The organism is Pseudoalteromonas sp. SWXJZ10B (genome assembly GCF_015864475.1).
Lineage (GTDB): Bacteria > Pseudomonadota > Gammaproteobacteria > Enterobacterales > Alteromonadaceae > Pseudoalteromonas > Pseudoalteromonas arctica.
Genome location: NZ_JADYXD010000005.1, coordinates 132,823 through 145,098 on the forward strand (window position 1 = coordinate 132,823; position 12,276 = coordinate 145,098).

A 12,276-nucleotide genomic window follows, 5' to 3' on the forward strand; every position below is an offset into this window, starting at 1 on the left:
TATTATTTTTTATAATTAAAGCCTTATGCTATGTACTTGCAGCACAAAACACAAGCTTTGTTCAATTATTATATTAGTTTACAACTATTCGCGTGTTTCACGCCAGTAAATAACCCGATCATTTCCTCTAAAGCGTCCAAATTGTAAAATAGTACGAGGATCAAGCTGTGTTCCATCGCCCTGCCAATCCCACTTTAACCAATCATAAGTATTATATTCTAAGGTAAATTCACCCAAACCATTTGGCTGTGCATAAATACCGTTATCTGGCGGATATACTCCCGCTTCTAGCTGGCCAGATACACCAGTCCCATATTTATAGGTTAATTGTGGGCTGCTAGGTGATATTTGAGTAATTTGGGTATGATCAAATACACTACAGTTATCTTCAGCGTTATTTACAAATCCACTGCCGTTGTAATACTGAGCCTGCATAGGAATAAGTAAAGGGTCGAGATCGGAGCCTGCGTTATTGCCAAGGACTAAACGTCCAAACCTAAACTCTATTGGCAATGCATTTAGTCGTACGCTATTACAACCACCCGAGCATGCTGTTTGTGTATTAGGTTTATCATTTGCATCAATAAGTGTTGCTCCTTCTATGTCAGAAAGCGTTGCCATTAAGCTCACCATAGCGAACGGTCCGTCTGCTTGCCCTACACCTAATCTTTTAAGTGTCGTGTTGAGTTGGCTCATTTGCCATTGGCCGTCGCTTATATCTCCCCAGTTGTTATTTCCTAGGTTTACTAAGCGGCTAGTAAAATTAGTTGCAGGTACATAGTTACCTACTTCATTATTTTCGGCATTAACGTCTACACTCGATTTATCAAAGCCCTCTTTATAATTAGCCATTAGCTCACCATTTTGATTTTGTGCTTGTACTGTAAAGCCAAGTTCAAAAGGTTGATCAAGATAAGTTAAATTACTGCCGTATTGCGTGCATTGCGCGGCGGCTTGAACCCCCACTACCTGAAACTGCGAAGGTGCAAAACGACCAACGTTATATAGCTCACCTTTTACATCTCCCGCACCAAAATAATCGGCATCTTGAAGGCCTGCTGTTAAATCAATTATGCCAACTTGGTCGTAATTATATTGCGATATAGATTCACTCAAACTACCTGTGTCATTAAAGGCAACAGTACTCATCGCTTCAAGCGTACCTTGAATGCCTGGCGTAGGCGCTTTAAGTAATGCCTCTACAATTAGTTGCTCTGTAATAAAATGCTTGGCAATGGTGTTATTTGTAATATTGCTGTAGTTGTCTGGGAAACCATCGTTGTTAGTGTCTTGCCCTGTTTGCCACTGCACCGCATTCATTTTTAAATCAAATGCTTCGCCCGTTAATCTAAATAAGCTCCCATTGGCATCTGCTGCATAACCATCACTTGCTACCTCCATGGCTAATCCAAATGGTTTTACGACATATTCATTTGAACTACCCGTTAAATTTACTGATAAGTTAGTTAGTGGGTCTAAAATTAAGTTGGTTTTTACATTTAAACTCAACTTTCCTGCATCGGGATAATTTATAACAATCGGGGCTTTAGACTCACTATCAAAGTTTAGCGTGAACGATTTAGCTGCTTGCTCGACCGCAAAGGTATTATTGTTGTTACTAAGTGAAACCGTATCAGAGCAACTTGCACCAGCACTGCATGTATACGATAAATCTAAGCTTACATCGCCACCAGCGGGAAATGCAGCTTCGCATACGCCCGTAGTGGTATTTGTTTTTACCGCTTGAATAGATAGCGCTTTTGCATTAAATCCAGTATTTGAAGGCTTTGCTGATAACTGAGTAGGAATTGTAGTATTTCCATCTGTATCATTATTAAAAATAAATCCAGCATCAGAAAACGTAACTTTACAGCCACTCAAACCAACATTATTACCACCGATATAACAACGAAGAGGTGCAGAAGGATCAGCGGTGTTATATCCAAATGTAACGCTACCAGTTGTACGTTTAGCAAACTCAACAGTTGTTGAGCCTGTAAAATTAATATTCTCCCCTGTAACCCAACTTTGCTGACCACTATTATCTGGAGAAAGGTTTAAACTAGAGGGTTCCGCAAATAATAAGTCGCAGGCATCATTAGCGCAGGCTGTTAGTGTCATTTCTTTAGCTTCACACGTCAGACCTTTGTTATCGCTTATTGTTAAACGATAATGATCCAGTGTTTCTGGTGTATAAATACCACAAAAACCAGGGATACTTTCGGGTACTGGTAGGGCGTCAAACGTTGAGCTCCCTTCGGTAATAATTTGAGTAGCCGATGTAATTGATCCCTGATACGTTACATTTTGAGCGATTCTTACCTCACCAGTTGCAACAATATAGCCCGCAATATTTGCATCGGCTGCAATAGCAACCGCACCATCCACATAAATAGCCAAGTACGCGCCAGTTTCTACTACTATATTTGTTTTACCTATATTCAAAAATGAAGTTGATAGAAGTGAGGTTGTGTCTTTTAAAAAAATACGTGTAGGCGCTGTTACTCTGTACTCTGTTTCCAGCATACTTAACTGCAACTCATCGTAATAATAGTCGCCAGCTAAAGAAGTAGGTACGGGCCCTGTTGAGCTACCATCATTTGTAACCGTTGGCACCTGCGCCGCTTGATTCGGTTCTAAAGAGTTATAACCACCAGCAACACACGCCTGACCATTACACAAAGGAGGGCTTGTCAGCGCTGTAGAAATTAAACTTGTGGTGGTGACAAACTGCGCATTACCATCGGTTATTTCTACTCCCTGCACCAGCTGCACTTCACCATTGTTATAAGTAGAAATAGCGCCTGGGAATAACGTATCACAATCTAAAATATCACCATTAAATACAAAGGTACTGGTCATGGCGAGTATTGATGCTTCCTCGTTTACGTGGCGGCGCTCGTTATCGCCATCACGATCTTCGTCAACAACTAGCCCTAACCTGTCGGTCCTTAGGTTACAGCTGCGTAGCCACCCGCCATCGTCTTCTTGGCGTGAGTTTTTACTTGCTACAACTAACGGAGCCACACTAAAGTTATTAATAAAACTAAAGTAATTACAGCCATTGCTCCAGCCGTCAACTTCAAAGCCTGTGAAAAAAGTTTCCCACGATACCTCAACGCCATTATCATCAGAAAATGTGCGGTTACTTCCAGGCTCTACGGCCATATAGGCAACAGTTTCGGTTTTTATAAGCCCAAGTGCTGTTTCAGATGCTTCTAAAGCAATATTAACGCCGCTAGCAGATAAAGAATTACTTTCTACTGCAACGGTCAAAAAAGGCACTAATGCTTGAGTAGGTGGATTACTATCTATGCTGTTGAGCGTTTGTAATGAATGGAAAAAGTTCGGCCTTTGTGAAAATGGCTCAGCAAAGATTAACTGTTTATAACCTTTTGGCGTAAATGGGGAGAAGCCTGACTTAGGACCATACTGTAGCTCTAATAATAAATCGGTACTTCCTACTTCCATGATTGTTCCATCAGGAAACTCATGTACGCCATATTCAACAGCCAAATAATGAGCTCCCATCGTAACGTGCTCACCATCCTCACCCGAAGGCTCAAGAGGTAGTGCCTCAAAGCTGGTTGTGGTTATATTACGTATTCTTATTATTGCGGGGTTTCCGCCTTGGTTTGTTGAGAGCATAAAAACAGCAGGAGGTGTTATGTATTGCTGTTGAAAATTTATTTTTGTCCAAATAGGTGATGTGTATGTGTCTTGCAGCTCAATATAGCGCCCTTCAATTTTAGGCGGTACCGCGTTTGCGTAATTACAAAGCAACACGCAGCTAAAAAATATAATGACTAATGCATTTTTCATCATGGTAAAGTTTTAGCCTCCACACTGAGCGTTCTTTGTGTTTGCCAATAATCTTTTCTGCAGCTACTCCCTGCAGGGCAATCAATTGCGGCGCACGTTGCACTGCTTTGTAGATAATATATATTCACAAGTCCATTCGCCGTACTGCTATCGGGTAAGCCTATATATTCGCTACAATTCACTTCGACCTTACAGTTAGCTAAATATGCAGCTTGGAAGGTTAAATCAGTAGTAACTGATGTACAGCTTTGAACTGAGCTATTTATTGGAAATAGTTGCGTTAAACCACTTTCTAGGCCGCTTTGTGCTGCCATAAAAGCGCGAGCCCCATAGTACTCAATTGTATTTTGTTGAGATGCACCAGAAAGCACTTTAACTAATGCTAATCCTAGTGCTAATAAAGCAACAATAATTACCAAAGAAACAATTATTAAGTTCCCTTTTTGTTTACTGGCTAAGGCTTTTCCGTGAGGATTTTTTTTAAGGTACATTAGGAATATGTACCTCATGATTAAAGTTCATTACTTCAGTATCGTTAAATTGCATTTGCGCATTCACATTAAGCACAGCGTTTCTTTGTAAGGAGAGCGCATCAAGAGTAAAAAATAAATCGCTCGCTAAATTATTGGCAATGTAAATACCTAATAAATCACGTTTAACACCACTGCTTATTTGTAAGCTCACGGCATCTAATTGATTAATAGTAAAACCGTAATTGGTATATCTATATAAATACTGCCCTTCAACGCAAAAACTTACCGGTTCTGAAAGTAAATAAAGGCGTTTACTCGGCGACTCTTGGGCAAATGCTTTACTAAATTGCCACTCATCAATTTCGCTCGCTGAACTATTAAATGCTGATACTTGCAAGCGCTTACTATTATTTTCATCATATATATCAGCACTGCTTAATGGGTAAATAGTTGCCCAATCTCCAGCTTGCGGCTGCGTTAAATTATTAAGTTCAAAATCAACAGCGCTAACATTAAAAGGCGCTACGGTAGGTAGGTAATTTGTATAGTGAGTCGCTGATAAAAACGGCGTAAATTCTAAGCACTGCTGAGCACTACATGCTCCGCTAGTGCTGTTATCGCAAGAGAGCCTTAATGAGTTTGGCGTAGCGTGGCGAAGCTCTTTACTAAGTCGCGTTATTAAAAAGCGGGCCTGAGCTACTGCTTCTTGGCGTTCAATACCTTGTGAGTAAATGCTGACCCCAGCACCAATAAACGAAAATGCACTTACGGCTAAAACACCAATAATAACCATGACAAGTAATAGCTCTATAAGGGTAAATGCATTTTGGTATTTAGCTCTTTGCATTAGTAATTCCCTTTATATGCACTAAATCCGTAAACTTCGCCTAAGGGTGATGTTACTTCAATAGTAATACGCTTAAAGGTTGTGCCATCGTTGATGGTCAATTCGTTAAAGTCGCTATCGTACTGGACTGTAATAACTAAGTTAAAGTCACTGTATTCGCTTAACACCTCACCTAAGCTATTAGTAATAGGTTGGTTAGAAAGTACAATATAGTCATCTACATCGTTATAACTAGTTCGAGATTCTGAGTCGGTGCCTAAATCGCCTGCTGCTGTACAGGGCTCTGCACCCAAAGTTGTTTCGCCGCAACGCCTAAAAGGAGCGCTTCTATCGCTGTGCTCATCAAACGATTTACTTTGAATTTCGTTCATTAGTGATTGACCAAATTCAGAGGCTCTTAAAGCAATAATTGGCTCTGCACTTTTTTTTGCTTGCGGGGCAATGAGCGCGGTAATAATGCTTAATGCAATAGCAAACATGACTATGCCAATAATAAGCTCAATTAAAGTGAAACCTTTTACTTTAAGGGCACGCATATATAAGCCCTTCACCACTTATGCATACGCCAGCTAATCCAACGTCTATTCGACACTGCGTAGTACAAGTTTGATTTGATTTACCTAAAGGATCAAAACTAATTTGGGTAAAAATATTCGCGTTACTATCTAAAGCGCTAAATGTTATGTCACTTCTTTGCGTGTTTATTTGTACCACTAAATGAACGGTGTTGTTGGTATCTGCGCCACCGATACATGTATCAGGTGTGGGGGGAGCAATAAGTGTGGAGGTTATATAAAGCGTATGGCAACTTGTTGTCGCTGTATTTTGCATTGCACGTAACTGCACTGTTCTCAGTGCATTTAAAGTACGGTCTCGATATGAGTATGCATCTTCTGTTGAGCTGCCCAGAAATTTGGGAACTGCCGTTACCGACAGTATTCCCAATATCACTAGAGTAATAATTAACTCAATGAGTGTGAAGCCACGCAATCGTTGCTTACTACTGCTTATCATTTAATATTAATTAACATTCATCAGTAAAAATATTAATTGTAGGAGCCGTTACTACAACAGGCCCTGTAGTTGCAGTTGCTTGTATGTATTCAATTCTGCACTCATCATCAGCAATGTAACTATTAGGGTATATAATAACTGTTCCTGTTGTTGTCGCATCAATATTAAAGTCATCTGTGTCTGGTGCTGTAGATGGAGCAAAGCTAACATCTAAAAATGCTTCAAATGCAGCAAGTGTTGCTGCTGGGTAACCATAAACAGTAGGTACTGGTACACCAGTATCTACAGTAACTGTAGCCGTTGCCTTTTTGTGATCACTAGCAATAATAGACTTACCATTTACAATATTCATACCACTGCGAATCGACCCTTGTAAGCCTTCGAGTGTTGAAGCATTTGCATCACCTTGCAAGTTTAAAAAACGAGGTGCTGCAGTAACAGCTAAAATGCCCAAAATAACAATTACGATGATCAATTCAACAAGTGTAAAACCTGCTTGTTTATTCATTGGTAAACTTTTTAACGATTGCGTTTTCATAAATAAGCCTCTTTTTAATTACTTAGTTTTTAAATATTTTTACTTTGCCTGTTTTAGCAAAGTATGAAAAACCTGTTAAACCTGATATTTCACCCGTATTGGTAGGTATACTTTTAATATCAATGGTATGAGTTAAATAATAGACGCATTGCGTACTTTCTGCATTGTACCTAACTAAAAAACTTACACTTTTTATTATCGATATTTCACTACTTGAGGTACTACTTGGTGCATCTTGTAAAATTACATTTAATACTTGGCGGCATTTATGAGCATTTATAGACTCTGCACGAGTATCTTTTTTTTCTGTTTCGTCACTCGTTGGTGTACCTAACGATCCATCAACACCAACTATTACTCCTCCATAATTAACAAATGTTTTATTTGACTTACTATTTGGCCTCCCTTCTAACTCCCATTGACCTCTAACCATCCCAACAGCCGATGAAAAACTACCCGCAATAGCATCTACGCTTGCATTATGCGCTTGATTTTTAATACCTATATATTGAGGTATAGCAAAGCTCAAAATTACTGCCAGTAAAATAACAACAATAACTAACTCAAATAATGAGAAACCTTTTGAGTAAGCTGTGGTTGTGTTCACCTTAATTCCCTTTAATTGCCGACATCATGTTCCACATCGGCATAAAAATACCCAATGCTAAAATCAGCACCATAATGGCAACAAACACAGTTAAAATAGGTTCTATTTTGGCGGTTAAACTACGTAGGTCGTAATCAACTTCACGCTCATAATAATCAGCTGCTTCTTGAAGTAACTCATCAACCCGGCCTGTTTCTTCACCTACGGCGACCATCTGTAATACAAGCTGAGAAAACAGCTCAGAACTTTTTGAGGCTCTAAGTAAGCTATCGCCTTTTTCTATATCTTGGCGCATAGTTATAATCGCTTTTTCCATATAGCTATTATCTACGGCATGCGCTGTTAGCGATAACCCCGTGGTCATAGGTACGCCAGAGCGCAATACCATAGCTAGACTTTGGCTGTAGCGCGCAAGCAATGTGCGTTTTAAAATATCTCCAATAAATGGAATTTTTAATTTATATTGATCCCACTTGAAGCGCCCGGCATCTGTATTTAAATAACGCTTCCACGCAAATACCGCTCCAATACCCATTACCAACAATAACCACCAGTAATTAACAAAAAAGCTGCTAGTACCAATTAATATTTGAGTCATTAACGGCAATTCGGCATCGAATTTGGCAAACATGCTAGCAAAGGTAGGAATTACAAAAATATTTAAAATAACCATAGCTGCTACAAGAGCCAAAATAACAAAAGTAGGGTAGCGCATAGCTGCTTTTATTCGTTTGCGAGTTTCCTGTTCTTTTTCAAAGTAAATAGCGAGTTGATAAAATGCATCTTCTAATCGGCCAGAACCTTCACCAACCATTACCATTGACACGGTTAAGCGGCTAAATACCTCGTTATGAATTGCCATTGCACTGGATAAGTCGCGGCCTTGCTCAAGTTGCCTGGTAACTTCCATCAATACATTTTTAAATTCTTTATTTTGTGTTGTATCTGCCAATCCAATCATTGCTCGTATAATTGGAATACCCGCTTTTAGTAGCGAATACATTTGTCTAGAAAACATAATCATGTCGTCTAGCGTTATTTTTTCGACAAATAAATTATCAAAAATTTTAATATTATTTTTTGTTTCAACTAAAGAAATTGATATGGGTATAAATTGACGCTTCATTAAACTATCAGCTACGCCAGCTTGGTTACTCGCTTCTAATTGGCCTTTTACCAATACACCTTTGCTGTCTTTCGCTTTATAGCTATATAGTTGCATCAATATCCCCTACTATTTCTGGGATATATTCAGCCACTTTAAATACTTCATCTAAAGAGGTAATACCTTTCTTAGCGTAATTTAATGCCATAGCCGAGAGTGGTGAAAAGTTAGCACTATTTTTAGCAGCCTTTGCAAAGCCTTGTGTATCGTTAGCGCGCAATGCATCCATCATTGCATCATCCATTTCGAGCAACTCAAAAATACCTACACGTCCTTTATAACCAGTGTGATTACATGCTGTGCAACCTTGCCCTTTAGAAAATTGAGCATCTGTAATCTCTTCGCCTAAATATTTTAACCAACTTATTTCTTGGCGATCTGGCAAGTACGGTACTCTACAGTCATTACATACTCGCCTTACTAATCGCTGAGCAATAATCGCTCGCAGTGAACTTGCGACTAAGTAAGCCGGTGCACCCATGTCGATTAAGCGCATAGCGCTGGTAATTGCATCATTGGTATGTAACGTTGATAGTACTAGGTGGCCTGTTAAAGCGGCCCTTAATCCAATATCTACGGTTTCTTGGTCACGCATTTCGCCAACCATTATGATGTCAGGATCTTGCCTTAGAGCGGTCCGTAAAATACTGGCAAAACTTAGCCCTATTTTATTATTTATTTGTACCTGGTTAATACGTCCAATACGATACTCAACGGGATCCTCTACGGTAATAATTTTACTTTCTTGTTGGTTTAACTCACTTAATGCACCATAAAGTGTGGTTGTTTTACCCGAGCCTGTTGGCCCAGTAACTAAAACCATGCCATGTGGGCGTTTTATAATACTGCGCACACGTTTTAATATGTGTGCCGGCATGCCTGTTTCATCTAACGATAATAATCCTGCAGATTGATCAAGCAAACGCATTACAACTGATTCACCATGCTGAACCGGCATGGTAGATAGGCGCACATCAATACTATGGCTGCGCACTTTTATATTAAACCGGCCATCTTGAGGGAGGCGTTTTTCAGATATATCTAATCCCGACATAAGCTTTAAACGTAGCACTAGTGCCGATGCTATTTTTACTTGGTTAAGAGTGTGCTCTTGTAATATTCCATCTACACGTTGACGAATGCGAAGCAAACCTTCATCTGGCTCAATGTGAATATCAGATGCGCGAACTTGCACAGCGTCCTCAAATATTGATTGCAGTAACTTTACAACGGTTGCATCGGATGTCTCATCACCTAAAGAGTTTAAATCAAATTCTTCTACGTCTTGATATTCTTCATGGAGTTGTGCTGCAAAGTTGGTAATTTCATCTGTGCGGCGATATACGTTGTCAAACGCAGCCATGATTTGGCTTTCTTGTACAACAGCTAAATCTATTCGTTTAGGAGCAAGCATAGTCGCAAGTTGATCAAGGCCCCTTAAATCAGCAGGATCGCTCATCCCGACCAAAACAGAGTCACCATTGTCTTCGATTACTAGTGCTCTGTAACGACGCGCATATACCTCAGATAAAAGCTTAGATACATCGTGTGATATTTTTCGCTGTGATATATCTAAAAAAGGTACCTGTAATTGCTGCGCTAAAAAGCGTAATAATTGTGGCTCACTAATAAACTCAAGTGTAATAAGTGTCGAACCTAATTTACGGCCCGTTGCAGCTTGAACATTTAATGCTTCACTTAGTTGCGCTTCGGTGATCATGTGTTCGTGGACAAGTAAATCGCCTAAGCGCATTTTTAAACTAGGTCTCATACGGCCTCCTTTAGTGCAACTAAACGCTGTAATGCATGCTGGGTCATAGCGGTATTTAACCCACCTAAATCTAGAGCTACTTTATAAAGCTGTTTAGCATCGAGGTACTCTCCTAGTGCATCTTTTGAGGTTGCAAGTGCAAGCCACCACTTGGCTTGACTAGGCTGGAGCTGTGTAAGATGTTTAAAGCTTTCAAGTGCTTTGTGGTGCTTACTCGCACTTTGCGCAGCAGTACCTTGCAGCACCCAAAAATCAAGATTCGCCTGGGATTCAAATTCATCACTTAAAAGCAGTAATACTCCTTCATACTGTTGTTGCATAATGAGTATTTTGCTTAGCATTACACGCCATTCAAGTACGTTAGGGTTTTGGCGAATACCTGATTGCAAAACCTGCTGTGCAGAATTTATATCTTGTTGTTTAAAGTAAGTTGCAGCCAGTAAATTTCGAGCCTCAACATGTAAAGGCGATTGCGCTAAAATAATGTTTAAATCACTAATAGCTTCGTTGTATAAGCCAAACTGTATTGCCTGTTTAGCTGCTGCTAATTGCTCGACCAATAAAGCCTGTAGTGACTTAGTTTCTGCTGCGCTTTTGATCATAGTATTTTGTGGCTCAGTTTTAGTCACTGAAGTAGTTTTTGGCTTGCTGACAATAACTTTGCTAGCCACTAACATATTATCTTTAGCTAGTGCAGGGCTTTGTTTAACCTCGGCAATTACAACCGGCTCAGCCGTTGGTTGAGAAACCAGTGATGTTGCTTCACTCAACTTGGATTCAGCTAAATCATTCACTTCTGGTTTTATTTGCTTAACTTGCACAGCCTTCTTCACAACTTCTTGCTCAACTAAAGGCTCTACAGTGCTTTTTTCATCTTGAGAATCAGATAAATTAGAGCTCAAAACCGCAACCATTTTTTGCTGTGGTAAAACAGACTCACGTTGAGTTTCTTTTTTGTCGGCGGTCGGTAAATACAGGTATGCTAAAAAAATGACACTTAGCATAATAAGTAAAATTGCGGCTTTAAATACAATGTTTTTTACATCATATATTGGCTTTACGCTTATACCTTCTTGAATATTCACTTGTTTAGCTTCACGTTGCTCAATATTTTTAAGCATATTATTTATAACGCTCATAACCACTGCCTCCATACCCATATGGCAGCAATAGCTAAAACACTAAACATTAACGCGCTGTAGCTCCAATATTGACCGGTTCGATATTTTGAGCAGTCTTCGGTATCTTTTATGGCAAGCTGAATATGGCGATTTGTTATTGTATTTAACCCTTCCCCATAAGCTTGTAATAGTGCTTTGTGGCATAAAATATTAACTAACCTAGGAATTCCACGACTTGCTCTGGCAATCTTAAGCCCCATACTATTATTAAATAAAGGAGGCCTATTAAACCCTGCAACTTGTAAGCGATGATTAATATAATAAACAACCTCAGCGCCAGTCATCGCCCGTAATTTATACGAAAAACTGATACGTTGGCGCAGCTGCCTTACTTTATTGTTTGCCAGTTTTTCATCAAGTTCAGGTTGCCCAAATAACACAACTTGAATCAACTTTTCGCTTTCTGTTTCTAAGTTTGTAAATAATCTCAACGCCTCTAGAGTCTCCCAACTCAAGCATTGCGCCTCATCAATCAAAAGCACTACGCGTTCATTATCTTCTTGTAAGTCGAGTAAGTGATGATTTATAAGCTGCCCTAGTGCTTGTTGGTCCAATGCTTTATCTACATCCATACCCAGTTCAATTGCAATCGCCCATCTAAGCTCTTCAGGACTTAAATAAGAGTTAGGTAAATAAGCCACAATGTAATCTGGCTCAAGTTGGTTTAATAGCTTTCTACAAAGCAACGTTTTACCTGTCCCAACTTCACCGGTGACTTTAATAAACCCTTCACCCATTTCAATGGCTGTTGTTAGCACTTGCATCGCTTCGTGGTGCGGTTCAAGTGCACAAAAAAATTGTGTGTTAGGGGTTAGCGTGAAAGGCATTTCACTTAAATTAAAAAAGCTTAAATACATA

General features: G+C 39.5%; 11 protein-coding genes. All 11 read right to left on the reverse strand.

The window, feature by feature from the left end; all coding sequences use genetic code 11:
• Positions 1-84: 84 nt before the first annotated feature.
• Genes I6F54_RS06720 through I6F54_RS06770 form a run of 11 tightly spaced genes read right to left on the reverse strand, consistent with a single transcriptional unit; the run spans position 85 to position 12,275 of the window.
• On the reverse strand, positions 85-3,825 hold the full coding sequence (locus I6F54_RS06720; RefSeq protein WP_197140452.1) for an H-type lectin domain-containing protein: 3,741 nt from the start codon (positions 3,823-3,825) through the stop codon (positions 85-87).
• Positions 3,822-4,313: an agglutinin biogenesis protein MshP gene (locus I6F54_RS06725; protein WP_165728129.1), complete on the reverse strand. Its 492-nt coding sequence runs from the start codon at positions 4,311-4,313 to the stop codon at positions 3,822-3,824. Before I6F54_RS06725 ends, I6F54_RS06720 begins: the two co-directional genes overlap by 4 nt.
• On the reverse strand, positions 4,303-5,142 hold the full coding sequence (locus I6F54_RS06730) for a PulJ/GspJ family protein (protein ID WP_165728128.1): 840 nt from the start codon (positions 5,140-5,142) through the stop codon (positions 4,303-4,305). The genes I6F54_RS06725 and I6F54_RS06730 overlap by 11 nt, the downstream gene beginning before the upstream one ends.
• A complete protein-coding gene (locus I6F54_RS06735) occupies positions 5,142-5,678 on the reverse strand; it encodes a type II secretion system protein (protein ID WP_165728127.1) in 537 nt (178 codons plus the stop codon). Before I6F54_RS06735 ends, I6F54_RS06730 begins: the two co-directional genes overlap by 1 nt.
• Positions 5,665-6,156, reverse strand: a complete 492-nt coding sequence (locus tag I6F54_RS06740; protein ID WP_197119278.1) for a type II secretion system protein — start codon at positions 6,154-6,156, stop codon at positions 5,665-5,667. The genes I6F54_RS06735 and I6F54_RS06740 overlap by 14 nt, the downstream gene beginning before the upstream one ends.
• A gap of 10 nt (positions 6,157-6,166) precedes the next feature.
• Entirely contained in the window at positions 6,167-6,694 is a 528-nt protein-coding gene (locus I6F54_RS06745; RefSeq protein WP_010553772.1) for a prepilin-type N-terminal cleavage/methylation domain-containing protein, read from the reverse strand.
• A 22-nt stretch (positions 6,695-6,716) separates the two neighbouring features.
• Positions 6,717-7,301 (reverse strand): pilus assembly FimT family protein, encoded by a 585-nt coding sequence (locus tag I6F54_RS06750; protein ID WP_165728125.1) that lies wholly within the window; start codon positions 7,299-7,301, stop codon positions 6,717-6,719.
• 1 nt (position 7,302) lies between these two features.
• A complete protein-coding gene (locus tag I6F54_RS06755; protein ID WP_010553774.1) occupies positions 7,303-8,523 on the reverse strand; it encodes a type II secretion system F family protein in 1,221 nt (406 codons plus the stop codon).
• Complete coding sequence (locus I6F54_RS06760; RefSeq protein WP_024594461.1) at positions 8,510-10,237, reverse strand: GspE/PulE family protein; 1,728 nt, start codon at positions 10,235-10,237, stop codon at positions 8,510-8,512. Before I6F54_RS06760 ends, I6F54_RS06755 begins: the two co-directional genes overlap by 14 nt.
• Positions 10,234-11,376: a tetratricopeptide repeat protein gene (locus I6F54_RS06765; protein ID WP_197140454.1), complete on the reverse strand. Its 1,143-nt coding sequence runs from the start codon at positions 11,374-11,376 to the stop codon at positions 10,234-10,236. The genes I6F54_RS06760 and I6F54_RS06765 overlap by 4 nt, the downstream gene beginning before the upstream one ends.
• On the reverse strand, positions 11,373-12,275 hold the full coding sequence (locus I6F54_RS06770) for an ExeA family protein (RefSeq protein ID WP_197140456.1): 903 nt from the start codon (positions 12,273-12,275) through the stop codon (positions 11,373-11,375). The genes I6F54_RS06765 and I6F54_RS06770 overlap by 4 nt, the downstream gene beginning before the upstream one ends.
• Position 12,276: the final 1 nt, after the last annotated feature.